Source organism: Wenyingzhuangia sp. IMCC45467 (genome assembly GCF_054111205.1).
Genome location: NZ_CM134196.1, coordinates 930105 through 955799, shown reverse-complemented (window position 1 = coordinate 955799; position 25695 = coordinate 930105). Strand labels below are relative to the sequence as shown.

Sequence of the window (25695 nt, the reverse complement as noted above, 5' to 3'; positions counted from 1 at the left end):
ATTATTGTTTTGTAGGGGTTATTTTAAATTGATATTGATAGTTTTTTTCGCGAAGCAAATATTTTTCCATTGGCCAGGCACTCCAACTATCTATACCACCAAGTCCCATTTGTTTACTGTCAATTTTAAGACTGGTTAATTCTCGTTCTTTTATGTCAGAGGCATGTCTTTGATTTTTTTCTAACCCATCATCTAAATCACTTGTTAAATAGTGTAAAGCATTTGTGCTAAGCAATTTATCAGAAGTAATTTTTAAGTTGATGTTTTGATTCTTTAAAGAAAGCCACCTAACATCGGTTTTGTTTCCAGTTTCTTGCGGACGGATATATGGATAATATTGATCTGACACCGTTTGATGATACAAACCTACTTGTGTATTGTATTTTCTATCTACATAATTTTCTATAGGCCCTCTTCCGTAGTAAGAAATGTGATCAAAACTTTTTGGTAATATCATCTCCATTCCAAATCTTGGTAAAATGGGAGTTTTGATGTTTTTATCAATACTTAAAGATTGATTGATAATGATTTCTCCAAGATTATCAATTTCATAAGTCAAGGTTAAATCAGCAGAGACTTGTGGTAAATGATATTCAGATGTTACAATAATGCTATTGTTTTTAGTTCTGTAGTATTTAAAACTTTTTAAATTAGGATTTTCACTAGCTTGTTTCCAAGGCAATAAGTTTTTCTGAAAACTAGCACCCATGTCATTGTCCGTTGGAGCTCTCCAAAAATTAGGACGAATGGCAGTTCCTTCTTTTAAAATGTTTTGTTGATGATAGCTGTATTCCTCAATAAAACCAGTTTTTTTATTAAAAGTAATGCTGATATTATTTCCACTAAAAGTAACTTCTTTATTTTTTTGATGAATGTTTAACTTTGAAGTTGTATTTAAAGAAATATCATTTTTCCATGTTCCATGTACATGAAGTTGTTCTTTGGCAATTTCATATCCTTTTGATAAAAAGGGTTCTTTACTTTTTAAATGATAACTAATATTTACAAAAGCTTCTTGATATGTTTTTACCTTTAAAGAAATAGGCAAGGAGTAGGTTTTGTATTGTTGAGGTTGAATATCTAAAACATCAATAACACCATCTAAATTAGGTTTTCCATCTAATATTAATTGCCAGTGTAAACTAACATTGCTAAGGTCTTTAAAGAAAAATTCATTGAAAACTTTTAGCTTGTAAGTGTTTTTATCTTCCCAAGAAGTTAAAATATTTTGCAGCACATTTTTAGCTTCAAAAGCATGAGGATTTGGTTTACGCTCTGGATTAAAAACACCATTGTTTAAAAAATTGTTGGCACTAGGTACATTTTTAGGTCCAAAATCTCCACCATAAGCAAAAGTTTTGGTTCCATCTTTTTGAGTTTTGTAAATAGACTGGTCTATCATGTCCCAAATAAATCCGCCTTGAAAATTGTCTACACTTCTAAATAAATCCCAATAATCTTTAAAGTTCCCCATAGAATTCCCCATGGCATGTGCATATTCACTTAAAATATAAGGACGTTTTCTATTAGGATTAAAATCAATATATTCTTGCATTCCTTTAGGAGAACTGTATTGCGGACAAATAATATCTGAATTCCAATCAAACTTCATAGATTTTCCTTCCCAACCTGCTGTAGAAGTTCTTTCGTATTGAATGGGTCTTGATGGATCTCTGTCTTTTAACCATAAATAAGCTTGGTAAAAATTATATCCGTTTCCGGCTTCATTCCCCATACTCCAAATAATAATAGAAGGATGATTTTTGTCTCTTTCTACCATTCTCTTAATTCTTTGTAAATGTGCTTTTTCCCAATCAGGTTTGTTTCCCAAAGTTTTGGTAAACTCATATCCCATTCCGTGAGATTCTAAATTGGCTTCATCTACCAAATAGATTCCATACTTGTCACAAAGGTCATAAAAGTATTCATCGTTAGGGTAGTGAGACATTCTTACGGCATTCATGTTAAACTCCTTTAAAAGTTTAAGGTCTTGCTCCATTCTTTCTCTAGAAATGGTTTGTCCGGTGGTAGGATCAGTTTCTTGGCGGTTGATCCCTTTGATATAAATAGCTTTACCATTTACCAATAATTGTCCGTTTTTAATTTCTATTTTTCTAAAACCAACATTCTGAGTAATAACTTCTACAACTCTATCTTTTTTATCTTTTAAGATAAAATTTACTTGATAAAGATTAGGGGTTTCAGCTGTCCATTTTTTAGGGTTTTTGATTTTAAAATGAAGGCTGTTGTTTAAAGTTTCATTATTAATTTTAAAACTTTCAGAGCTAATTAATTTATCCTTGTTTTTTAACTGAACCTCTAGCTTGTACTTATTTTTCTTTTCAATAGTAGAAAAAGTAGTTTTAATATCTAAAGTTCCATCAGTATAAGTTTTGTCTAAATCTGGTGTGATTTCAAAATCAACCAAATGTGTGTTATTTCTAGTGTACAAGTAAGAATTTCTTGTAATTCCACTCATTCTCCAAAAATCCTGACATTCTAAATAAGAACCATCATTCCATTTCATCACCTTTAAAACAAGCGTGTTTTTACCCGATTTTACAAAAGATGTAATATTATATTCTTGTGGTAGTTTGCTGTCCTCACCATAACCAACATAAACGCCATTCACCCAAACGGTGAGATTAGATTTTGCGGCACCTACATGTAAAAGAATGGTTTCTTTTTCCCAACTTTCATCAATAGTAATTTCTTTTCTATAGATTCCTACGGGGTTATAACTTGTAGGAACCGTTGGTGGATTTACCTCAATAATATTGTCAAAGTCATAAGTGGTATTGGTGTATACAGGGTAACCATATCCGTTGACATCCCAATTGGCGGGGATCTTAAAATCATCCCAAGCAGTATCATTGTAGTTGGTTTTTTCAAAACCATGCGGAATTTCTGAGGGTGCATTTACATATTTAAACTTCCAAGTTCCGTTTAGGTTTAGGTAGTTTTTAGCTTGTTTCCAATCCCCTAATTGAGCATCTTCTATATTATTATAAACCTCATAAGAAGCATGCATAGGTAGCCTGTTTTCCTCATTAATATTTTGGTTTTGCCAATAAGGAATAGAATCTTGAGCCACACTAGAAAGTGAAGCAAGTATGAAAAATAAAAATATGTAGGGGTTGGTTTTCATCAATTTATAATTAGTTATCCCAAGTCATTTTAAATTTAGAGTCTTCCATTCTGTTTCCGTTTTTTTCATCGTAAACTGCATAGTTAAATCCGGATCTTAAGCTGTATCCACCGTGTTCACCTTCTTTATTTACAGCAATAAATCCTACTTGTAAATATTCCATATCTCTATGGTTTTTGTGTTTGTTGTAAATACGTTCTACAATTTCTTTACAAGCTTGGTTTGGGCTTTTTCCTTGTCTCATTAACTCAACTACCATAGCGCTACCAGCAGTTCTAATAACAGCTTCTCCTAAACCTGTAGCTGCAGCAGCACCCACTTCATTGTCTAAAAACAATCCTGCACCAATAATAGGGGAGTCTCCCACACGACCGTGCATTTTCCAAGCAGCACCACTAGTAGTACAACCACCAGAAATATTTCCATCATTGTCAATCACCAACATACTAATGGTATCATGATTTTCTATGTTGATGACAGGTTTGTATTTTGATGCTTCTAGCCAGTTTTTCCAATCTTTTTCAGATTCTGGTGTTAATAAGTTTTCTTCTTTAAATCCTTCTTCAAGAGCAAATTGTAGAGCTCCTTCACCAGATAGCATTACGTGTGGAGTATTTTGTAAAACTCTTTTGGCAACAGAAATAGGATGTTTAATTCCCTCTAAAAAAGATACAGAACCACAATCACTATTATGATCCATAATACAGGCATCTAAGGTAACATGACCTTCTCTGTCTGGATATCCACCATAACCAACACTTCTCACTTTTGGATCACCTTCGGGAATCATCATTCCAGCCTCAATAGCATCTAACGTAGGTTTTCCATTTTTTAATTGTTTCCAAGTTTCTTCATTGGCAGGTAAACCATGATTCCATGTAGATATAATTAATGGTTTTTTCTTGTTTTTTTTGATGGTATTTTCTTTAGAACTTTCAGATTTTAACATGGCATTTGCTCCTAAAGCAGTTCCTAATCCTATGGTTCCTAAGGCGGTTTTTTTGATGAAATCTCTTCTGTTTGACATGAGGTAAAGTTTTATAAGTTCTTGTTATTATAAACTAGCTTTTGTTTCTTTTATGGTTTTTAAATCTTCTTCAGTTAATGCATTTCCATCAAAGAAAGAAACTCCTTTGGCTCCCATTTTTTTAGCTAGTAAAATGGTTTCTTTTAATTCTGCTTGAGAATTCACTCCAGGAATATAAATACCTGTATTTAATTTGGTTTTTCTTCCTTTTAAATCTTCAACTCCTTGTTTGGTGGCAAAACCAACCCAATTGGCATCTTCATTATAAAAGTTATGATAAATCATTGGATATACTTCATCAATATCCCATTTGTCCCAACGTTGACGAACCATATGGTCTGCCATTTCAGGGTAAGGGAATACTGCTGCAGTTAATGTTTTTCCGTGTTTATGAGCAATTTCATGAGCATGGTCTACCACGTTTTTAATTTGATTTAAACGAAAGTTTTTCCATTCCATATCAATTTCAGGATGTTCCATTTTTCTAGGATCTTTTCCAAATTCTTCTATAAATGCATTTACACTAGCATCAGAATAATCAAAATCGTAATCTGGTAATTCTGTGTTTTGTTCAATTCCATATTTAGGTAACAAGGCTATAGGCAGGTAAACATCAGGGTAGCGAATGTAATCTAAATGCACACTTTCTATTCCTTCAACTTTTGCCAATGCTTCTAACAGTCCGTATATGTGTTCACGAGCTTCTGGATGACTAGGGGATAACCATTGGTAATAATCTACATAAGGTCTCTCATTAAAACAAGATTTACCACTTCTACTGACCATATACCAATCTGGATGTTGTAAGGCAATAGTATCTCCTGGGCGATTCATGGTCATGATCCAAGCATGAACTTTTAAACCTTGTTCTTTAGCAAGGGGAACCAATCTTTTTAATAATTCTGGATCTGTATTGGTGTTGATTAATACTTCATCAATTCCACCGTCTTTATATTTTTTGAATTCAGCAGTATAATCTTTATTTGTTTTTTCTGGATTTGCAGTGGTCCATACACCAAATTCAAATACATTTTTTTCAACTTTTGATGAGTCTTGCTTTTGTTGATTGCAAGCCACAAAAAATAATGAGATGATAAGTAATTTAAAATAATTCATGGGTAGGTATTTGTTAGTTTTTAATGAATGCTTTTGTCTAGTTGATTTAAGAGTTCTTGATTGTTATCTAAACTATATTCCCAAAACATAGCACCCCCTAGTTGATGTTTTTTAATAAAAGCTGCTTTGACCTCTATTTCTTTTGGAGTTTCCCAAGAAATAAAAATACGGTCTTGAGCATTCCACAAATAAGAGGCTTTGGCAGATTCATCATAGAATTCTTGGAATTTTCCTGATTTCATTTCTTCTAATATTTTCCATCTAGCAACAATACTATTGGCTGTTTTAGCAGTTTGGTACAAACCGTTGTTTTTAGGATTTACCTGTTCCCATCTTCTTCCGTAAAATGGAATTCCCATAATTAATTTGTTGGCAGGTACTCCAGCTTTTAAATGTCTTTCAATAGCTTCAAGTCCGCTATTTCCTCCATATTTTTCATGTTTAGATGGATATAAGTTGGCATGATGTCCTGTTTGATGAAACCATCCGTTGTAATAGTCATAACACATCACATTGATAAAATCAAGATATTGATGTGCTTCTTTTAAGTTTGTGTTATCAATATAAAGTTGATTGGCACCAGAAGCAATGGTTAATAAATAATGGGTGTTATCTACTTTTTCTACTAATTCTAATTGCTTACGTAATTCTTTTAAAAGCAAAGTAAAATTGTCTTTATCTACAGGTCTAAAAACATTGTCTTCTTCACGTTGACCAGGGAATTCCCAATCGATATCTATTCCATCAAAACCATAAGATTTCATTAAGTCTACAGCGCTTTTAGCAAATTTTTCTCTAGAGTCTGGATAAGCAGCTACAGATGAAAACTGATCTGACCAAACCCATCCTCCAATAGAAAACAATACTTTTAAATCAGGATTTTGTTTTTTTAAGTTTAAGGTGTGAACAATTTTTAAACTATCCGTAGGCAATTCAAAAGCCACATTTCCATTTACAATATTGGCAAATGCATAGTTTATATGTGTTAATTTTTTAGCATCAATATTAGCAGGATCAAAATCTTCATAACCTGCTACATAACCAATTACTTTTAAATCTTGTTTTTCTTCTTGCTTTTTTTGTAAGCTAGAACAAGCAATAAATAAGCTAGTAATTAATATGGCGTAAATTGATTTCATTTGTGATGTATGGTTTAAATGGTTTGCTATTAAAATTAACCGTTTTTTATTAATTTTTATTTCTCAAAAACTTGACCGTCTTCTTTAATAATGTATGTTTTTTTAGAAAAAGGACTGGTAGTGATGATGTTATATCCGCTAGCGTGATTTTCTAATTGAAAGCTTAATTTTTGACCTGCCAAAACTACTTCATCTTTAAGAATATCATCCATGGTTTTAGCCCATGTTTGATGTGTTTTATAGTAGTTTTTTTGCGCTCTGTATAAAGTGTATAGCTCCCATTTAACTTTGTCATCTTGTGGTATGGTAAAATTGTCTTTAGTACCAATTTCTTTTGAAGAAAAATATACATAACCCCATTTTTCGGGTTCGTGCATATTAATTACCCCCATTGGAGACCATACCCAATTGTATTCTGGAAGAAACTTACCATTTGCATCTTTTTTACGAGAATATCTGCCATTGGTTAAATCGTGTTGCCAGTTAACTCTAGAAAAATTCACTTTCCAAAAATTATCTTTTGGTACATTCTGATGAAAATAAGAAGCTCTGTATGCTTTCCAGGGAATGGCAATTTCTAAGATCCATCCTTTGTCTGTATCTTTAGAGTTGTTTAAAGTTCCATCAATGGTGACTGCTGATTTTAATCCTGTAAGATTCCAATCATTTAACACCACATTTTGCTCCCTATACGGCTTGTTGATAAACAAATCCCAAGCCGTATTTAAAGCATTGATTTCTAATTCGTAATAATTTTGAGTATCTCCATCGGGATCTATAAAAACTTCAAAATCATTGTTATAAAAAATAATGGTATCACGTTGTTTTAAAGTTGCCCAAACGTGAGGTTCCTCCATTTTTGCAAGAATGTAGTAGTACTTATCATCCCAAAGCATTTTTACTTTTGTATCATATTTAGGTTTTTCAATTCCTTCAATATCAATAAAAGCATCAGACCATTCAGCTTTTTTCCATGCATCCTCAGTTCCTTGACCATCTATTACCATTTCTTGCGAAGTTTTGTAGGCAATAAATTGTTTAGGAGTGATTTTGTTTTCTGTTTGGGCACAGCTTAATAATGAGGTGCAAATGGCTAGGGATAACAATGTAAATCTACCTTTCATATTTTATAAACTATTGTTTTTTGTAAACTCAACTACTTCACTCAATTTACCAAATGCCATGGAAACAACAGTATCTGCAGCACCATAATAAATGGCTAATTTGTCTTCTTCAATATCATGCAATGCAGCACAAGGAAATACAACATTTCCTACATCACCCACTTGCTCATATAATTCGGCAGGAGCCAACAAATAAGGTTGTGTTCTGTATTTTACTTTGTCTGGTTGTTCTGTATCTAAAATAGCAGCTCCCATAGAATAACGGAATCCGTTACAAGTGTTGATCACACCGTGATATAACATCAACCAACCTTCATCGGTTAAAATAGGAATTGGACCTGCACCAATTTTGGTACACTGCCAAGCACTATCTTCAAAAGGTGTAGGTTTCATTACCAACCTATGTTCTCCCCAGTATTTCATATCTGGACTATAACTAATCCAAATATCTCCAAAAGGAGTGTGACCATTATCACTAGGTCTACTTAACATGGCATATTTTCCATTGATTTTTTGAGGGAACAATACTCCGTTTCTGTTAAATGGTAAATAAGCATTTTCACACTGAAAGAACTCTTTAAAATCAAAAGTGTAACCAATACCAATGGTTGGACCATTGTATCCGTTACACCATGTAATCCAATATCTATCTTCTATAAATACCACACGAGGATCATATTTGTAGTCAGATTCAATCATGTCGGTGTTTCCAGCTTGCATTACAATTGGTTCGTGGTTAATGTCCCAATTGATTCCGTCTTTACTAAAACCAGCAAAAATATTCATTTGTACTGCTTTGTTATCACATCTAAACACCCCTGCAAATCCATCTCCAAAAGGAACTACAGCACTGTTAAAAATACTGTTTGATGAAGGGATTGCATATCTATCAATAATTGGGTTTTCTGTATATCTCCAAACAACATCATTGCTGTTTTCTGGTTTGTCTTGCCAAGGAATATTTTTCATTGTTTATTTCTATTAATTTATGTTGTTGATTTTTTTAGTCTTCTATTTTTTTAACACCGTTTAACCAAGTGTATTTTAAAATGATGCTAGTAATTATAAATACTGCTAGCGAAACATAGGTTTTTGGATAATCTCTAATTAAAAGGAAAATAGGGAGCACAATCATACTAGATTGCCATATAATTCCTATTGTACAGTTAAACATATCTTTTGCAAAATCTTTATTTTTTTCAAAGTTTGTATTTTCGTTTTTTAGTTCTTTATAAACAGGTTTCCACCAACCCCAAGGTCTTACATTGGTGTAAAATGATTTTAATACATTGATATCTGTTGGTTTTGTTAAAAAGGTACCCACTAAGCATCCTAAAATAGAGAATGAAAAGATGATAGGGAATAAGTAAATGGCTTGTAGTTCTGTTAAATCATACAATAAAGTTCCTTCGGTAAAACTTCCTTTGTTTTGGTCTAAAATAAATTGAAAAGAAGCAACTACTAATCCTGCTAACATTCCTCCAAAATATCCCCATCCGTTAAAACGCCACCAAACCCATTTTAAGAAGTTTGCAGCTACGTAACCACCAAACAAAGCACTAGTGATCCAAAGTGTTAATGAGTTGATGGAGTTGGCAAAGAACCCCATAAAAACCCCTAAACCAACCACAAGAAAAGAGGCAATGTGACTTACTTTTATATAATGCTCACTTGTTGCTTTTGGTTTAAAGTATTTTTTATAAATATCGTTTACAATATAAGCTGGTCCAGCATTTACAAAAGCTGAAAAGGTTGACATAAATGCAGCTAATAATCCAGCTAATAACAAACCTTTAATCCCTACTGGGACGTGAAAGTTAATAACTGTTGGTAAAATTAATTCTAAATCGCTTCCGTTTAATAATGGATTTTCATTTAATTGAGGAGCCAATGTAACTAGTGCAATTACAACAATTCCACCAATTAATAAATATCTAGGAATAAATAAAATTAAGTTGGTAAAACCACTCATATAAGCCGCTTCTTTTACTGATTTTGTAGAAAGAATTCTTTGTAAATCGTAGCTAGGAGTAGGCCCTGCAACACTAGCAAAAAATCCTTTAAATAAAGACATTCCTACTAAGGCTCCAAACATTTTGTATCCTTCAGAATCTATTAAATTATTAAAAGCACTGTATTTATCGCTCCAATGTGTATCTAATTCCCATCCAAAGAAAATGTTTTTCCATTCTTCAGAAATAATAGCGTTTATTTGAATATCAGTGTAGTTAATTAAAGTGTAACCAGCTACTAATAAACCAGCAATAACCATAATTCCGTATTGTAAAACTTCAGTAGCTACCACAGAAAACATACCTCCTTTAATGGTGTAAATGGTGGTTAAAAGAATAATGATAAGTGCGTAAGTTTGCTCCGATTTTAAGAAAGTACTATTTCCCATTAGAATGGTTAAATCCCAAGGTAAAATAACGGTCATAAACTTACCAATTCCTTCAAAAAAGTAAGCGATGAATCCTATGGCTGAAACAATGGCAAAAATGGCCACAATAATGTGTGAGGCTCTTCCAGATCTATCGTTTCCAAAACGAGTTAAAATCCATTCAGAACCTGTCATTACTTTAGATCTTCTTATCCAAATAGCTAAGAACATCATTACAAAAATTTGATTCCATATAGGCCAAAGCCACATGAACATAAAACTTTTTACTCCATACAAAAATAAGATTCCAACCATCCAAGTAGTTCCAGAAATATCAAACATTCCAGATCCGTTACTTAGTCCTAAATAGTACCATTTGATGGATTTTCCTCCAAGGAAATAGCTGTCTAATCCTTTAGAAGCTTTTTTAGAAATCCAAACACCAACACCTACGGTTAAAAGGATGTATGATATGATAATGGTTAAATCAATAATATGCATGTTTAGTATAGTTTTATGTTGATAATTTCTTTAGGGGTTATTTTTTTACAATTCCCCAGTTTTTATTAGGTGTAGCTCCCATTACAAATACTAACTCCCCACCAGAGGTGATTTGTTGATGTGAAATAGAGGTATAATTATATTCTTGGTTGTTTAGTTTTGCTGATTGGATGTAAATGTTTTTATCAGAAACATTTTTAGCAGTGATTACAAACGTCTTTCCATTAGGTAGGTTGATGGTAGATTTTTCAAAAATGGGACTTCCAATTTCGTAATCTCCAGAAGCAGGGTTCATTGGGTATAAGCCTATTGAACTAAAAATATACCAAGCTGACATTTGTCCACAATCTTCGTTACCACTTAATCCATTAGGAGTAGTGTTGTATTGTGTATCTAAAATATGACGTACCCAATATTGTGTTCTCCATGGTTGATTGGCATGATTAAACATATAGGCAATATGATGACTAGGTTCATTACCATGAGCATATTGTCCAATCAATCCAGAAATATCGGCAGAAATGTTATTTCCAGTAATTTCAGAACTCTCAGTAAATAATTGTTCTAATCTTTTGGTAAAAACTTTATCACTACCGTGTAATGAAATAAAGTTTTCTACATTATGAGGAACAAACCAACTGTGTTGCCAAGCATTTCCTTCGGTATAATCTGTTTGTTCTCTGTGGTTAGAATGTTTAGGGTCAAAAGGAGTATTCCAAGATTTTCCGTCCTTAGATTTTCCTCTCATAAATCCTGTTTTGTTATCAAATAAATATTGATAAGCTTTGGAACGATTTAAGAAAAAATTGTAATCATCATGATAACCTAAATCTTTTGCCATTTGTGCTACACACCAATCATCAAAAGCATATTCAAGCGTAATAGTTACAGATTCATCTAACAATTCATAAGGAATGTAACCGTATTCTTTATAATAATTTAAACCACGTTCATCTTGCATCATGGTTGTTTTCATTGCTTTGTAAGCTTTTTCAACATCAAAGCCTTTTACACCATTTTTATAGGCATTTACAATAACAGGAATGGAATGATATCCTGTCATGGTATTGGTTTCATTAGCGTATAATGTCCAAACAGGTAATATGTTTTTAGTTTCGTAATAAGCCAACATAGAGTTTACAACATCAGAGGTAATCTTTGGGGCTAATAGAGTCAGCAAGGGGTTTTCTGCTCTAAAAGTATCCCAAAGAGAAAGGGTTGAGTAGGCTGTATAATTGTTAGCTTTTTCTAAAACATCATTTTCTTTTCTAAACTGTCCATTTTTATCACTAAAAGTTACGGGAGCCAGTTGTGTATGATACATGGCGGTGTAAAAAATATTTTTAAGAGAGTCTATAGGCGTTTCTACTTTAATTTTACCCAAAGCAGTATTCCAAATATTGTTTGTATTTGCTTTGGTGTTGTTGAAAGTTGAGTTTTTATCTAAGTTTTCTTTTGCATTGTCTATGCTTACTGACGATACGGCTACTTTTACCAACAATTCATTACTATCTTCTGCATTAAAAAATAATTGAGATTTTGTTTTTTCAGCCTTTACGGTAGTTCCTTCAACAGTTTCTTGATTGGCTACTAAATTATAATGAGCTATTGGCTTAGAAAATTCTGCTACAAAAAACACTTTTTGATTTTGTGCCCATCCTTTGCTAAAACGATAACCACTAATAGTATGTTCATTTTCTATGTTAATTTGAGTTTCTAAAGCAGTATCCCAGTTAATAGCAAAACCTAAATCTAACACAACAGATTGTTCATCATTTTTAGCAAAAGTATATTTATGATAAGCGGTTCTTAATGATGATGTTAATTCAACGTTAACCTTTGGTGTTTCCAAAAATACTTGATAATAACCCGGTTTAGATGTTTCGTTAGTATGGTTATAGGTAGATTTATAAGGAATAGAATCTCTATTTTTAGTATTAATAGTTAAGTCTACCTTTTTATTGGTAGGCATTAATAAAATATCAGCCAAATCTCCAATACCTGTTCCGCTAAGGTGTAAATGACTAAAACCAACCACAATAGAATCAGAATAGTGATAACCAGAACACCAGTCCCAGCTAGAAATTCCATTGTCTGGACTTACTTGTAACATTCCAAAAGGAACACTTGCTCCAGGGAAAGTATGTCCGTGACCACCAGTTCCAATAAAAGGATTTACATTATTTGTAAATGTTTGTTTATCAGTAATGTTTTTAGTTGTGCTATTTTTACAACTAGTAATAAAAACCAATAATAAAATAGATAGTTTAAAGTTCTTCATAGTGGTTTGTTGTTATTTAAGTATAAATTTTCATTAATTTTACGTTTTATAAAAGTAATTTAGACGGATGACACTTTTACATCCCTAAACACCAAAAAAATATTAAAATACCTATTACCCCATGAATCCCGAGATAAATACAGATGAGATTAAGATTTATAAAATATCATGGCAGTATCACGTAATTTTTTGGGTGATTTATTTTTTATTTAACACTTTTCGTTGGGGTAGTTATTTTGATGATTATGTGTACTCGTTAAAAACCAATTTATTAGGTTTTCCCATACACATGACTTTATGTTATCTTAATATTTTTGTGTTAATGCCATTATTGGTTTACAGAAAGAAATATTTTTTATATATCATATCTGTGTTGTCGGCTATTTTTGTAATGGTAATGGTTAAGTTTAATTTAACTTATCTATTAATAAGTCATAATGTTTGGCCTGAAGGACCAATGCCTATAGATAGATTGTCTTTAAATTATACTATAGATATGATGATAGGGGAGTTTTATGTAGTGGCTTTTGTGGCGGCTATAAAAATAACCTTAGACTTTTTAAAAGAGCATAGAAGGGTTTCAGATTTAGAAAAAGTACAATTACAAACAGAGTTATTGTTTTTAAAAAACCAGATTTCACCACATTTCTTTTTTAACACATTAAACAATATATACTCTATGGCTGTTGTGCAGTCTAAAAATACTCCAAGAATAATTTTGAAGCTATCGGAGTTAATGCGTTATTTGTTATATGAAACAAGGGGAACCAGACAGACTTTAGAGAATGAAATTCTTTGTATTCAAAATTATTTAGATTTAGAAAGGGTTAGACATAGCGATTCTTTAGAGGTTAATGTTGATATTTCTGGTGATATTCAAGAAAAGGAAATAGCTCCCATACTCTTGTTAACTTTTGTAGAAAATGCTTTTAAGCATGGAGCAAACAAAAATATAGGGAAGGTTAAAATTAATATCAAATTTAAAATTGTAGAAGAATATTTATACTTCTCAATATCCAACCCAATGCCTAGTGTCACAGAACATAAAGACAATTTAAAACAGTCTAGTGGTATAGGATTAGAAAATGTAAAAAAAAGGCTAGAATTAGGATATCATAAAAACGACTACAGTTTAAAACTTAAGAGTAAAAAGAATAAATTTATTGTTAAGCTTAAAATTAAAGTGGGTAAATAAATTTTATAAAAATTTTTGAGTTGATTGTTTGTAACAACTTAAAAGATATTAAAGAAGAATATGAAGATAAAATGTTTAATTATTGATGATGAACCACTAGCGATTAACATTATTGAAAATTATTTAGAAAAAATAGAAAATTTTGAAATAGTTAACACGTTTGGCAATGCAATAGATGGTTTAAATTTTTTAAAAAACAACACTGTAGATGTTATTTTTTTAGATATTAACATGCCTGTTTTAGATGGAATAAATTTTATTAAAAGTTTAGAAATACCTCCTTTATTAGTTATTACAAGTGCTTATGATGAATTTGCAATAGAAACTTACGAACTAGATGTGCTAGATTATTTGGTAAAACCAATAGAGTTTCCAAGGTTTATGAAATCTTTAAATAAAATAGAAAGAAGATTAGATATTACAAGTAAAACAACATCATCAGAAAGTTCTAAAGAAAGACCATATCTTTTTGTCAAGATTGATAAAAAGAAAATGAAGAAAATATTTTTAGATGAAATATTGGTGGTAGAAAGCCTAAAAGATTATTTAAAAATTAATACAACCTCGGGGAGGTATATTGTACATAGTACTTTAACAGATTTTACCAATTTACTACCCTCAAGAGACTTTATTAGAATACATAGGTCTTATACTGTTGCTATAGATAAAATAGATGCAGTAGAAGGAAATAGTATAGAAATTGAAGGACTTAGGTATGTAATAGGAAGATCGTATTTAGAAGAAGCAAAACAGAAAATATTAAACTCATCTATATAATAAAAAAGATGGTTACCACTCCTGATAACCATCTAACTTAACTTAATAAAACTCAAACTAATACTCTATCGGTATTAATATTTTAATCATACTAGGTCTTTAACAATCTTGTTGTTTAAAACATAATATTGTATTTAACTTTGTTTACCATTTAAAATTACAAATACATAGGTTTTTAAATTGCATAATTTCGACAAGTAACCTCTATAAAGCCTTAAAGGATTGTTTATTACATTATTTGCTCTCTACAATTCCAATTTCACCAATAGATACACTATTTGAATTTCCGATAGCTGCTGTGGCAACAAATTTTATATATTGAGCAAAACATGGGGTAAATGTTTTTGTTTGTTCAATAGGGTTGTTTTTAATGTTAGAAAACTCTCCAAAAGATCTTTTTGTCCAATTTATGTTGTTTGTACTAGTATAAAATTCATAATTAGAAATTAAATACAAGTTGCTACCAACTTGTTGTGGGAAATAAGTAAAACCATTTATGTTTATTTTTACTCCCAGGTTTATGACAATTTCTTGAGGTAATTTATTTTGATTGTTTCCTAATCCCCATGTAGTTCTTGGGTTTCCATCAATAATTCTGTCAGCTGTTTTTAAATCTCCACTAGAAGCAGAAATTATTTTCCATTTTTCTTTAGACATTCCGTATTTAGCAGTACTAGTAGCACTAATAATATTTTCTACAGGGTTTAAGGCAATGCTTTTTATTGTAACAGAATTGTTGTAAATAAATGGTTCTTTATATAAAAAGCTTTTTGTTGATGGTGTAGTACCGTCTAATGTGTAATAAATAGAATTGTTATCTTTTGCTTTTAAAATAATTAAGCCGTTTTTATTACGTTCTATACTTGGTGAGTGCACCAAAGTAGGTGCATTGTAAGCTTTAATTGCAGAAATGACCAAACATCCTTTAGCATCGGTAATATTTACTTTAATAGCTGTTGTTTTAACACGAGGAAACCTAAGAATTCTTTTATATCCAATAGTAGTTTCATTGGCAATGATTTTCCAAACACCGTTAATATTGACTTCTACAGAAAAGGTTTTAACTCGTTGTCCTAGTTTTACATATTCTTGTAAAAGCAACCTGTTAATGTCTGTAGGCTGATTAAACTCAAAAGTAATAGAAGCAGAATTGACACTATCATTGGTTGCCCAATAGCTGTTTTTTTTATTATTGATTACATTTTTTGCTGCATAAGCATTATTATTTCCACGTACATTTGTAGCCGTTACTTTACTGTTTACAAGTAATTCAGTTTTAAAATCAGCTTTAATAATAGTAGCTAATTCTTTTAATCTAGCTTCATCATGTTTATTAACAAGTCCTCTTTTATCTATAGGGATGTTTAAAAGCAAATTGGCATTTCTACCAATAGACTCGTAATAAATGTCAACCATTTCTTCAATAGGTCTTACCTTGTCATCTTCTACTTCATGATAAAACCAACCTGGTCTTGTAGAAACATCAGCTTCTCCTGGCACCCATTTTTCACCATCAATATGTCCAGACATAAATTCTGTGTAATGAACTTTTCCTGCCAATTCATCTTTTTGACGTAATGGAGCCCAATTGGTTTTACCAGCTCTTCCTTCTTCGTTCCCAATCCATCTTGCTTCTGAGGGACCCACTCCCCAAGTAAGTGTGTTAGGAGCAATATCATAAATCATTTTATAAGTATCTTCCCAATTATAATATTCTAAAGTGTTAATTTTTCGCATTTCATTAGCTCCGCCATAATATCCATCACCACCGTTGGCTCCATCAAACCAAATTTCAAAAATATCACCATAATTGGTTAATAATTCTTTTAGTTGGTTTCTGAAATAAGTAATATAACCTGGCTTTCCGTATTCAGGGTGATTTCTATCCCATGGAGAAAGATAGATTCCGAGTTTTAAACCATATTCTTTACAAGCAGCTGCCAATTCCTTAACCACATCTCCTTGACCATTTTTCCATGGAGAGTTTTTAACAGAACGTTCTGTGTAAGCTGATGGCCACAAACAGAATCCATCATGATGTTTGGCGGTTATGATAATTCCTTTCATACCAGCTTCTTTTACAATTCTAGCCCATTGTTTGGTGTCTAGTTCCGAAGGATTAAATAATTCTGGAGATTCATCACCATATCCCCATTCTTTGTTGGTAAATGTGTTTAAAGAAAAATGAGTGAAAGCATAAAATTGCATATCGTGCCATTTTAATTGCTTTTCTGATGGAGTAGGAGCAATAGCTTTTGGAGGTGCTACTGTTTTATTACAACTAACAATTGTAATTGCTATTGTTAAAAAAAATAGTACAAATTTTTCTTTTCTCATGATAGTATGCTTGGTAATAGTATGCTAATATGAGTATTATAAAGGAAAAAAGTGAATAATTTCGACTGATAACAATTTATATAGGCTAATGGTATTAAATTTCTTAAAATCAAAAAGCCTATCAAATAAATGATAGGCTTTTTATTAAACTTTATAGTAAAGGAATCAAATTAGATAACTTGTACGTTTACTGCGTTTAATCCTTTACGACCTTCTTCAACGTCATAAGAAACTTTGTCTCCTTCTGCAATTTCATCAGTTAATCCGTTAATGTGAACAAACACATCTTTACTTCCATCTTCTGGAGTGATAAATCCATAACCTTTTGAATCGTTGAAAAATTTTACTGTACCGTTACTCATAATAATAAATTGTATATTTTAAAGCCGCAAGGTAGTTTATTTAAGTGATTATATACTATAAACTTACTTTTATTTTAAAATATAATAAATTGTTTTTCAGTAGGTTACTAGGATAGTCTTGATTTGTAATCTTCGTAGTTAAACTTACGTAGTGTTTTTAAGGTGTTATTTACAGTCCAAATACAAATGTCGGGATGTTTTACTCCGTTAAACATGGTTGTTTTTACCATGGTATAATGAATCATATCTTTAAAAATAAGAGTATCTCCTATATTTAATTCATTTTCAAAGGCATAGTTTTCCATAAAATCACCTGCCAAACAGCTAGTTCCCCCTAATCGGTACACAAATTTGCTGTTTTCATCAGGATCAGAAGCTCCAACAATTTTAGGTCTGTAAGGCATTTCTAAAGTATCGGGCATGTGTGCTGTAAAAGAAACATCTAACATAGCTGTTTTTACACCTCTACTTTCTACAATATCTAATACTTGTGAGGTTAATACCCCTGTTTCCCATGCAAATGCGCTTCCTGGTTCTAGAATAATGTGGATGTTATACTTTTCTTTAAAGGCTTTAAGTAATTGAATCAAATGTTCGGTATCATATCCTTTACGAGTCATTAAATGACCACCTCCCATATTGATCCACTTAATTTGATGTAAATATTCTCCAAATCTTTTTTCTAAGGCTGCTAATGTTCTTTCTAAGCTATAAGAATCCGATTCACATAATACATGAAAATGTAATCCTTCTACACCTTCGGGTAAAACTTCGGGCATAAAATCTTTTAAAACTCCTAATCTAGATTTTGGAGAACTAGGATTGTATAAATCTACCTCTACATCACTTTGCTCAGGGTTGATTCTTATTCCGCAAGAAATTTTGTGATCTGAAGTTAAGGTCTGAGGATAATATTTGTTGAATTGTGCTACAGAGTTAAACACAATATGTGAGCTATAACTCATTAATTCTTCAAACTCATCAGGAACATAAGCAGCTGCGTATACGTGAGCTTTGGTTTTCATTTCCTCAAAACACAAACGAGCTTCGTATAAAGAACTAGCTGTAGCTCCTTTAATATATTCACGAACAATAGGAAAAGCTCCCCACATGGCAAAACCTTTAAAAGCCAGTATAATTTCTATTCCCGCTTGGTCTTGCACATTTTTTATTAAACTTAAATTGTTGCGTAACAATTGTTCCTCTAAAACAAAAGCAGAAGAAGGTAGTTGTTTGTAGTTCATAGTATAAATTAAAAAAGGTAGTAAGTGTCTTTGTGAAAAGAAGTACTTACTACCTATATATTATAGTGTGTTGAATACTTTTATTACAATTCTAAATCACCATTAATTTCTTCTTGCCAAGGCAAGCCGTATTGACCAATTAGTTCCATAAATGGATCTGGATTGAATTCTTCTACGTTAAACACTCCTGGTTTTCTCCATTTTCCTGTTAAGAACATCATTGCCCCTAACATGGCTGGTACTCCAGTAGTGTAAGATACTCCTTGAGAAGAGGTTTCTTCAAAAGCTTCTTGGTGTTTACAGTTGTTCCAAATGTAGTAGGTTTTTTCTTGTCCGTCTTTAATTCCTTTAATTCTACATCCAATAGAAGTTTCACCAGTATAACCATCAGCTAATTCTTCTGGTTTTGGTAAAGTTTCTTTTAAGAATTGTAAGGGAACAATTTCTACACCTTTGTACATAATAGGCTCAATACTAGCCATACCAATATTTTGTATCACACGTAAGTGCGTTAAATATTCATCACCAAAAGTCATCCAGAAACGAGCACGCTTTAAGGTTGGAAAGTTTTTAACCAACGATTCTAATTCTTCGTGATAAATAACATAAGAATTACGAGCTCCAATATTTGGATAATTTAAAGCCTGTTTAATTTCATGTGGCTGAGTTTCTACCCATTGTCCATTTTCCCAGTAACGTCCTTTTTGAGTTACCTCACGGATGTTAATTTCTGGGTTAAAGTTGGTAGCAAATGCTTTACCATGATCTCCTGCATTACAATCTACAATATCTAAATAATGAATTTCATCAAAATGATGTTTAGCAGCATAAGCAGTATAAATACTAGTTACTCCAGGATCAAAACCACAACCTAAAATAGCAGTTAATCCTTTTTCTTTAAACTTATCCTGATAAGCCCATTGCCAGCTATACTCAAACTTAGCCTCATCTTTAGGCTCGTAGTTAGCAGTATCTAAATAGTTAACACCTGTTTCTAAACAAGCATCCATGATGGTTAAATCCTGATAAGGCAACGCAACGTTGATCACCAACTCAGGTTTAAACTCATTGAATAACGCTACCAATTCAGGTACGCTATCTGCATCCACTTGTGCGGTTTGAATTTTTCTATCCTTAATTAAAGCAGCAATTGCATCACATTTAGATTTTGTTCTACTTGCTAACATAATTTCAGAAAAAACTTCAGGAGAAGCAGCACACTTTTGTGCAACAACGCTACCAACTCCACCAGCACCAATGATTAAAACTTTAGACATTTTTAATGTTGTTAAATTGATTTATAATTTTCGGCAAATGTAATTTTTTTTTCAAACTACGCTTAAAAATAGTCATTTTTTTTTGATGAAAAAATGATTGCTATTTTATTGATAATCAATTGTTAATTACTTTAGCTGAATGTTAAGTTTTTTCTTTCCTTTTTCATAAGTATAAACGGTATAATTACATAAAAAGAAAGCGATGTATTTGGCAATAAATACTCCTACTAATAAAGGAATAAATAAAGCAAAACCATTGTTAACAATATTACAGGTTAAAAACAATGCTGTTAAAGGGGCGTGTATGGCAGCACTCAGCATAGCGGCAGCCCCAATTAATGCAAAATTTAATACGATTAATTCTGTATCAAAAAAGTGATTGCATAATAAGGCTGTAAAAATTCCTAGAATAGCTCCTGTTACAATGCTTGGAGCAAACACACCACCATCGCCACCTGCACCTAAAGTTAAGGAAGCTACAATAGGTTTTAAAAAAACAATAAATACTAGTGAAACAATAAACCCTATAGAAATGGTTTGATAATTTGGGGTTAATATTAGTTCAGGTATTGCATGATAGCTATCACCATACAAAGCAGGAAATATAAAAATTCCTAAACCAACCAATAAAGCTCCTGTATTAACACGAATAAAATTACTTTTTATTTGGGCAAATTTGTTTTTAATAAAAATGACACTTTTGGTAAAGAAAACCGCAACTATTCCTGCTAATATACTAAGTAGTATCATATAAGGAATGGCATGGTAGTTCCAGTTAAAAACTTCAAAATCAAATAGTTTTTTGTTGTCAAAAAAGAAAATAAAAGTTTGAGCAATAGCTATAGAAATGGCACAACTTAAAAATAAAGTTTTGTTTACTTTACGAGAAATAACTTCTACAGCAAACAAAAGTCCAGCAATTGGGCTACCAAACAAAGTGGTTATACCAGCTGCAACTCCGGCACAAATTAATTCGGTTTTATAGGCATTGGCTACTTTATCTTTTTTATAAATTGAGCTTCCAATGGCAGCCGTTGCTACTACAGTAGAAACTTCTATTCCTGTAGATCCACCAAAAACGACAGTTAAAAATCCATTGATATAATGTGATGGAATTTTATAAAAAGGCAATTCATCTTTCCTTTTTTTTAACGTATTAAAAATTTCTTTAATCCCTTTGTTCTGTTTTCCTTTAAATAAATACTTTCTGGTAAAATAAATAATGGTGATTCCTATTGAAGGTAAAAATATATAGAGTACAGGAAAATGTTCTATGTTTTCTAATAAAGATTCTTCAAAAAAAGCGGTGCTAATTTTTAAGGAAACCCCTAATAAAGTTGCTAAAATCCCAACCCAAATAGAGTTTAGTATTAGGTTGAAGTATCCTTTTCTGATCACTTCTTTTCTCATGATAAAGATAAATTTAAGGCAGTAAAGGTAATGGAATTAAAAGATGTATAAGGTTTCTTTAATAGTAGTTTTTGAGAAGTACTAATTGATTTTTTTTAATACGAAGATGTGATTTTTTTCATGATTCAATAAGAACAAGCTCAAACTAGCATTTTGATAATTGTCAGTCTGAGCTTGTCGAAGACTAATTTTATGATAAAGTTTAATTATTGAATACTATGCTTCGATACTTCGGTTAACTCAATACAAGCTTAGTTCGGCGTGACATTTTAGAATGAAGCAAGGTTTTTATGTTTCAACGAGCTTAGTATAACAGTTTATTATTATAAAATGTTTATTCCTTTTTAGGATTGTCAGTCTGAGCCTGTCGAAGACTATTTTGGGAAAAATGAACTAATTTTTGATAATCTTCATCAATCAAAGCTTGTTTTTTACGTCTACTCCATCCTTTTAGTTGTTTTTCTTTAGCAATAGCTATTTCAGGATTTGTAAATTCTTGTAACCATACTAATTCTACAGGAAGTCTCCTATATGTGTAACTATTAAAATGTTTTCCAGATTGATGTTCTTCTAGTCTTTGTGTAATGTTGTTGGTAATACCAATATAAAAACTGTTATCTGAGCATTTTAGGATGTATACATAATATAAAATTGCATTAGAATAATAAATAAAACTCGCACTTCGACAGGCTCAGTGTGACATTATTTATATTAAGAATTTTATTCTTAGAGTCAGTCTAAGCTTGTCGAAAACTATTTCTTGTATGTAGGTTAATCTATATATCTTTTGGTGATATCACCATAAGCATCAATTCTTCTGTCTCTAAAGAAAGGCCAAATACGTCTTACGTCTTCAGTTCTTTTTTTATCAATCTCTATCACTTTGGTAAGTTCTTCTTTTTGATTTGCTTCCCAAATAATTTCTCCTTGTGGACCTGTAATAAAACTTGTTCCCCAAAATTCTATTCCGTTGGTTACGTTTGTCCAATCTTTTTCAAAACCCACACGGTTTACCGCAATTACTGGTAATCCGTTAGCAACTGCATGCCCTCTTTGAGAAATCATCCAAGCACCACGTTGACGTGCTTTTTCTTCATCAGAATCTGTACTTTCGTATCCAATGGCAGTTGGATAAATTAACATTTCTGCTCCAGCCATGGCCATTAGTCTAGCTGCTTCTGGGTACCACTGATCCCAACAAACCAAAACGCCTAATTTTCCTACTGATGTTTGTATAGGGTTAAAACCTAAATCACCAGGAGTAAAATAGAATTTTTCGTAATAAGCGGGGTCATCAGGAATGTGCATTTTTCTATAACGTCCTGCTTCGGTTCCGTCTTTTTCAAAAACTACAGCAGTGTTATGATAAATTCCAGGTGCTCTTTTTTCGAATAAAGAAGTAACCAAAACAATGTTTAATTCTTTGGCAATAGCCGCAAACTGGTTATAAGACGGTCCAGGAATAGGTTCAGCCCAATCAAACATATCAACTTCTTCGGCTTGGCAAAAATAGATTCCTGTGTGTAGTTCTTGTAAAACAACTAGTTCAGCTCCGTCTTTTGCACATTGTTTAATACCTGCAATAGACTTATCAATATTATCTTGTTTGTTTGTTGTACAGGTTTGTTGTACAATTCCAACGTTTAATTTGCTCATGAAAGGAATGTTATACTTTTATAAAAAAGATGTCAATTTGGGTGAGTTCTCGATACAATTTCTCGTGCCTCTAAATTACTCGAACTGACATTTTAAATATACAATAGATTTTAGGTATTAAGAAATATTTAATTTCACTTTTTCAGGATATTGCATGCTAATACAATGTAAAGACCCATGTTGATCTATTAATGCTTTACAGTTTAATCCTACTACTTTTCTATCTGGAAAAATAGTTTGAATAATATCTAAAGCTTCTTGATCTTGAGGAACGTTGTAGGTAGGCACCAACACTCCGCCATTTACTATTAAAAAATTAGCATAAGTAGCAGGAATACGTTCTCCATCATCATCAAAGCAAGCATTTGGCCATGGCAATGCAATTAAGTTATATGGCTGATTATTGCTGTTACTAAATGATTTTAACTGAGTTTCCATTTTTTGTAAAGCCTCAAAATGCTCATCTTTTTCGTTATCACATTTTACGTAAGCAATGGTTGTTGGGTTACATAACCTTGCTAAAGTGTCTATATGAGAATCGGTGTCATCACCCGCCAAATACCCATGGTCTAACCATAATATTTTTTTCAATCCAAAAACTCCTTTTAAATAATCCTCAATTTGATTTTTAGTCATGTTAGGATTACGAAATTTAGACAACAAACATTCCGAAGTGGTTAATAAAGTTCCTTCTCCGTCTGATTCAATGGCTCCACCTTCTAAAACAAAATCTATGGTTTTGATATTAGTGTTTTTAAAGACAGAATCTTTTAAGTTTTTGGTGATTTGATTGTCTAAATCAGCCTTAAATTTTTGTCCCCATCCATTAAATGTAAAATCTAACAAAATAGGTTTTTCATCTTTTAGAACAGTAATAGCAGCATGGTCTCTTGCCCAAGTATCATTTGAGGGAACTTGAACAAAATAAATAGGATGTTTAGTTCTTTGATTAAAATATTGTTGAACAGCTTGTATGTTAAAACAACCCACTAAAACAGGTTGAAAATCTGCTGTAGCATTTATAATATCAACAAAACAAGTAACTACCTCATTATACATATATGCCCAGTCACTCTCAGGGTGTGGAAAGGTAAATTGTATAAAACTTTGTGCTTCCCACTCTGCAGGAAAACGCAACAATGTTTGGTGTTTTGGCATTAATATAGAACTCTAAATTTTTGGCTAAAATAAATTAAGAATTCTAAAAAAAAACTTTTTGTTTAACTTTTTTTTAATCTTTGTTTAAGGTGTATCTTTCTGTTTTGTAGTGTTTTATGATAAATATCATAGTAAACAAATGTTAATAGTAGCTAACTTTAGCTATGTGGAAAGAATGTTAACTAAAATTTAAACACTATGAAAACGAAGTATATAATATTAGCAATGATCTATATCCTGTTTCATATTACAGGATTATCGATAGCACAAGAAAACGGGATTGTTCAGTTTTATTTAGATCCTAAAATGATGATTGAGGGGCCTTATAAAAATAGCAAAAGTGGGGAGCTAGATTTTTTAATGAAAATAGGAAGTAGTACCAATACTTATGAAATGGGTTTTTTTGTAGAAAAATTTAAGGCCATTAAGTATACAAGTGCTGGGGTGTATTATAATAAAAAAATTAATGTTAAAAAGTTGATGCCAAGTTTAGATAAGTTTGAGTTTTCAGTTGGTTTTGATTCTGGTTTTATTCATAGAATTATAAATGAAGATAAAAATTACTCAATTACTGCTGCTTTAAATGCAGAGACAAAATATTTTTTAAAGAAAAATTTTGGAATTAGTTTAAAATCAAATTATAGATATAGAGGAGATTTGGTTGAGTTTTATGGAACTAAAAATCCTATGTTGTTTAGTGGTTATGTTGGGGTGTTTTTAAAATTTTAAAATAGAAAGAGATGAGTAAACATTTAATTAAAACCGTTGTGTGTTTTGATGAAAGTTTTATTTAATTTGACAAAATTATTTCCAAATGCACAACGGTTTTATTATTTCTATTTATTTTTTACAAAAATAAGCTTGTGTCTACTTTTAGGGGTTTCTCTTTGTTCTATTTCAAATTCATCAATGGCATTCATCATGGGGGTTAGTTTTTCAAAACCATAATTACGTGCATCAAAACTTGGACGTTTTTTTTGTAACAAGCTACCAACATCACCTAAAAAAGCCCAACCATCATCATCTGAAACATCAGAAATAGTTGCTTTTATCATTTTAATTAATTTAGGGTTTATGCTGTCTATATTCTCTTTTTCATTGGTTTTATTACTTTCTTTTTTGTCTTGTCCTTTTCTTAAAACTTCTATATAAATAAACTTGTCACAAGCTACTATAAATGGAGTTGGCGTTTTCTTTTCTCCAATTCCAATAACTTGCATTCCAGCTTCTCTTAGCCTAGTGGCTAATCTTGTAAAGTCACTATCACTAGAAACTAGGCAAAAACCATCAACTTTATCGGAGTATAAAATATCCATGGCATCTATAATCATGGCAGAATCTGTGGCGTTTTTACCTGTGGTATAAGCGTATTGTTGAATTGGGGTAATGGCATTTTCTAGCAATAAATCTTTCCATTTTGCTAAATGTGGTTTGGTCCAATCACCATAAATTCGTTTAATGGTAGGGTTTCCATATTTAGCAATTTCTTCCATCATTTCTTTTACTGGGGAAGAAGGTATGTTATCTCCGTCTATTAAAACGGCTAAATTATTGTTCATAAGT

At 31.7% G+C, this 25695-nt stretch carries 20 protein-coding genes; 3 read left to right on the top strand and 17 right to left on the bottom strand.

All coding sequences use genetic code 11. The features are described from left to right. Window position 1: 1 nt before the first annotated feature. The 8 genes from ACXGQT_RS04175 to ACXGQT_RS04140 are packed head-to-tail and all read right to left on the bottom strand — an operon-like array spanning window position 2 to window position 12716. Window positions 2–3148 carry a glycoside hydrolase family 2 TIM barrel-domain containing protein gene (locus tag ACXGQT_RS04175; protein ID WP_457830150.1) on the bottom strand — a complete coding sequence of 1049 codons (3147 nt, stop codon included), beginning with the start codon at window positions 3146–3148 and terminating at the stop codon, window positions 2–4. A 10-nt stretch (window positions 3149–3158) separates the two neighbouring features. Beyond that, complete coding sequence (locus ACXGQT_RS04170) at window positions 3159–4175, bottom strand: isoaspartyl peptidase/L-asparaginase family protein (RefSeq protein WP_457830149.1); 1017 nt, start codon at window positions 4173–4175, stop codon at window positions 3159–3161. Window positions 4176–4202: 27 nt separating this feature from the next. Further along, on the bottom strand, window positions 4203–5291 hold the full coding sequence (locus tag ACXGQT_RS04165; protein ID WP_457830148.1) for a family 10 glycosylhydrolase: 1089 nt from the start codon (window positions 5289–5291) through the stop codon (window positions 4203–4205). Window positions 5292–5311: 20 nt separating this feature from the next. Next, a complete protein-coding gene (locus tag ACXGQT_RS04160) occupies window positions 5312–6430 on the bottom strand; it encodes a glycoside hydrolase family 18 protein (protein ID WP_457830147.1) in 1119 nt (372 codons plus the stop codon). Between the two features lie 56 nt (window positions 6431–6486). Further along, on the bottom strand, window positions 6487–7554 hold the full coding sequence (locus ACXGQT_RS04155; RefSeq protein WP_457830146.1) for a carbohydrate-binding family 9-like protein: 1068 nt from the start codon (window positions 7552–7554) through the stop codon (window positions 6487–6489). 3 nt (window positions 7555–7557) lie between these two features. Further along, window positions 7558–8523, bottom strand: coding sequence for a glycoside hydrolase family 130 protein (locus ACXGQT_RS04150; protein WP_457830145.1), 966 nt, complete (start codon window positions 8521–8523; stop codon window positions 7558–7560). Between the two features lie 34 nt (window positions 8524–8557). Beyond that, on the bottom strand, window positions 8558–10435 hold the full coding sequence (locus ACXGQT_RS04145; protein WP_457830144.1) for a sodium:solute symporter family protein: 1878 nt from the start codon (window positions 10433–10435) through the stop codon (window positions 8558–8560). 37 nt (window positions 10436–10472) lie between these two features. Next, window positions 10473–12716 carry a GH92 family glycosyl hydrolase gene (locus tag ACXGQT_RS04140; RefSeq protein WP_457830143.1) on the bottom strand — a complete coding sequence of 748 codons (2244 nt, stop codon included), beginning with the start codon at window positions 12714–12716 and terminating at the stop codon, window positions 10473–10475. Between the two features lie 121 nt (window positions 12717–12837). Between ACXGQT_RS04140 and ACXGQT_RS04135 the strand changes: the two genes are divergently transcribed. Next, window positions 12838–13911 (top strand): sensor histidine kinase, encoded by a 1074-nt coding sequence (locus ACXGQT_RS04135; protein WP_457830142.1) that lies wholly within the window; start codon window positions 12838–12840, stop codon window positions 13909–13911. Between the two features lie 60 nt (window positions 13912–13971). Further along, window positions 13972–14688, top strand: coding sequence for a LytR/AlgR family response regulator transcription factor (locus tag ACXGQT_RS04130; protein ID WP_457830141.1), 717 nt, complete (start codon window positions 13972–13974; stop codon window positions 14686–14688). A gap of 234 nt (window positions 14689–14922) precedes the next feature. Here the strand turns inward: ACXGQT_RS04130 and ACXGQT_RS04125 are convergent, their stop codons facing one another. The 8 genes from ACXGQT_RS04125 to ACXGQT_RS04090 all read right to left on the bottom strand — a co-directional run bounded on the left by ACXGQT_RS04125 (window position 14923) and on the right by ACXGQT_RS04090 (window position 24132). Continuing rightward, window positions 14923–17025: an alpha-L-fucosidase gene (locus ACXGQT_RS04125; RefSeq protein ID WP_457830140.1), complete on the bottom strand. Its 2103-nt coding sequence runs from the start codon at window positions 17023–17025 to the stop codon at window positions 14923–14925. Between the two features lie 170 nt (window positions 17026–17195). Then, window positions 17196–17387, bottom strand: a complete 192-nt coding sequence (locus ACXGQT_RS04120) for a cold-shock protein (protein ID WP_457830139.1) — start codon at window positions 17385–17387, stop codon at window positions 17196–17198. A 107-nt stretch (window positions 17388–17494) separates the two neighbouring features. After that, the gene (gene nspC / locus ACXGQT_RS04115) at window positions 17495–18631 is read right to left on the bottom strand and encodes a carboxynorspermidine decarboxylase (RefSeq protein WP_457830138.1); all 1137 of its coding nucleotides are present in this window, start codon (window positions 18629–18631) and stop codon (window positions 17495–17497) included. Between the two features lie 83 nt (window positions 18632–18714). Next, window positions 18715–19908, bottom strand: a complete 1194-nt coding sequence (locus ACXGQT_RS04110) for a saccharopine dehydrogenase C-terminal domain-containing protein (RefSeq protein WP_457830137.1) — start codon at window positions 19906–19908, stop codon at window positions 18715–18717. A gap of 126 nt (window positions 19909–20034) precedes the next feature. Beyond that, a complete protein-coding gene (locus ACXGQT_RS04105) occupies window positions 20035–21318 on the bottom strand; it encodes a chloride channel protein (protein ID WP_457830136.1) in 1284 nt (427 codons plus the stop codon). A 334-nt stretch (window positions 21319–21652) separates the two neighbouring features. Then, window positions 21653–21952 (bottom strand): GIY-YIG nuclease family protein, encoded by a 300-nt coding sequence (locus ACXGQT_RS04100; protein WP_457830798.1) that lies wholly within the window; start codon window positions 21950–21952, stop codon window positions 21653–21655. A 137-nt stretch (window positions 21953–22089) separates the two neighbouring features. Beyond that, a complete protein-coding gene (locus ACXGQT_RS04095) occupies window positions 22090–22974 on the bottom strand; it encodes a carbon-nitrogen hydrolase (protein WP_457830135.1) in 885 nt (294 codons plus the stop codon). A 117-nt stretch (window positions 22975–23091) separates the two neighbouring features. Continuing rightward, window positions 23092–24132 carry an agmatine deiminase family protein gene (locus ACXGQT_RS04090; protein ID WP_457830134.1) on the bottom strand — a complete coding sequence of 347 codons (1041 nt, stop codon included), beginning with the start codon at window positions 24130–24132 and terminating at the stop codon, window positions 23092–23094. A gap of 198 nt (window positions 24133–24330) precedes the next feature. On the opposite strand from ACXGQT_RS04090, the gene ACXGQT_RS04085 reads away from it, so the two are divergent. After that, window positions 24331–24861, top strand: a complete 531-nt coding sequence (locus ACXGQT_RS04085) for a hypothetical protein (protein WP_457830133.1) — start codon at window positions 24331–24333, stop codon at window positions 24859–24861. 107 nt (window positions 24862–24968) lie between these two features. Here the strand turns inward: ACXGQT_RS04085 and ACXGQT_RS04080 are convergent, their stop codons facing one another. Further along, window positions 24969–25691 carry an NYN domain-containing protein gene (locus tag ACXGQT_RS04080; protein ID WP_457830132.1) on the bottom strand — a complete coding sequence of 241 codons (723 nt, stop codon included), beginning with the start codon at window positions 25689–25691 and terminating at the stop codon, window positions 24969–24971. Window positions 25692–25695 lie beyond the last annotated feature (4 nt).

Excerpts from the sequence above, each read along its gene's own strand:
- ACXGQT_RS04175 (WP_457830150.1), bottom strand. The coding sequence starts at position 3,148 with ATGAAAACCAACCCCTACATATTTTTATTTTTCATACTTGCTTCACTT.
- ACXGQT_RS04170 (WP_457830149.1), bottom strand. The coding sequence starts at position 4,175 with ATGTCAAACAGAAGAGATTTCATCAAAAAAACCGCCTTAGGAACCATA.
- ACXGQT_RS04165 (WP_457830148.1), bottom strand. The coding sequence starts at position 5,291 with ATGAATTATTTTAAATTACTTATCATCTCATTATTTTTTGTGGCTTGC.
- ACXGQT_RS04160 (WP_457830147.1), bottom strand. The coding sequence starts at position 6,430 with ATGAAATCAATTTACGCCATATTAATTACTAGCTTATTTATTGCTTGT.
- ACXGQT_RS04155 (WP_457830146.1), bottom strand. The coding sequence starts at position 7,554 with ATGAAAGGTAGATTTACATTGTTATCCCTAGCCATTTGCACCTCATTA.
- ACXGQT_RS04150 (WP_457830145.1), bottom strand. The coding sequence starts at position 8,523 with ATGAAAAATATTCCTTGGCAAGACAAACCAGAAAACAGCAATGATGTT.
- ACXGQT_RS04145 (WP_457830144.1), bottom strand. The coding sequence starts at position 10,435 with ATGCATATTATTGATTTAACCATTATCATATCATACATCCTTTTAACC.
- ACXGQT_RS04140 (WP_457830143.1), bottom strand. The coding sequence starts at position 12,716 with ATGAAGAACTTTAAACTATCTATTTTATTATTGGTTTTTATTACTAGT.
- ACXGQT_RS04135 (WP_457830142.1), top strand. The coding sequence starts at position 12,838 with ATGAATCCCGAGATAAATACAGATGAGATTAAGATTTATAAAATATCA.
- ACXGQT_RS04130 (WP_457830141.1), top strand. The coding sequence starts at position 13,972 with ATGAAGATAAAATGTTTAATTATTGATGATGAACCACTAGCGATTAAC.
- ACXGQT_RS04125 (WP_457830140.1), bottom strand. The coding sequence starts at position 17,025 with ATGAGAAAAGAAAAATTTGTACTATTTTTTTTAACAATAGCAATTACA.
- ACXGQT_RS04120 (WP_457830139.1), bottom strand. The coding sequence starts at position 17,387 with ATGAGTAACGGTACAGTAAAATTTTTCAACGATTCAAAAGGTTATGGA.
- nspC (WP_457830138.1), bottom strand. The coding sequence starts at position 18,631 with ATGAACTACAAACAACTACCTTCTTCTGCTTTTGTTTTAGAGGAACAA.
- ACXGQT_RS04110 (WP_457830137.1), bottom strand. The coding sequence starts at position 19,908 with ATGTCTAAAGTTTTAATCATTGGTGCTGGTGGAGTTGGTAGCGTTGTT.
- ACXGQT_RS04105 (WP_457830136.1), bottom strand. The coding sequence starts at position 21,318 with ATGAGAAAAGAAGTGATCAGAAAAGGATACTTCAACCTAATACTAAAC.
- ACXGQT_RS04095 (WP_457830135.1), bottom strand. The coding sequence starts at position 22,974 with ATGAGCAAATTAAACGTTGGAATTGTACAACAAACCTGTACAACAAAC.
- ACXGQT_RS04090 (WP_457830134.1), bottom strand. The coding sequence starts at position 24,132 with ATGCCAAAACACCAAACATTGTTGCGTTTTCCTGCAGAGTGGGAAGCA.
- ACXGQT_RS04085 (WP_457830133.1), top strand. The coding sequence starts at position 24,331 with ATGAAAACGAAGTATATAATATTAGCAATGATCTATATCCTGTTTCAT.
- ACXGQT_RS04080 (WP_457830132.1), bottom strand. The coding sequence starts at position 25,691 with ATGAACAATAATTTAGCCGTTTTAATAGACGGAGATAACATACCTTCT.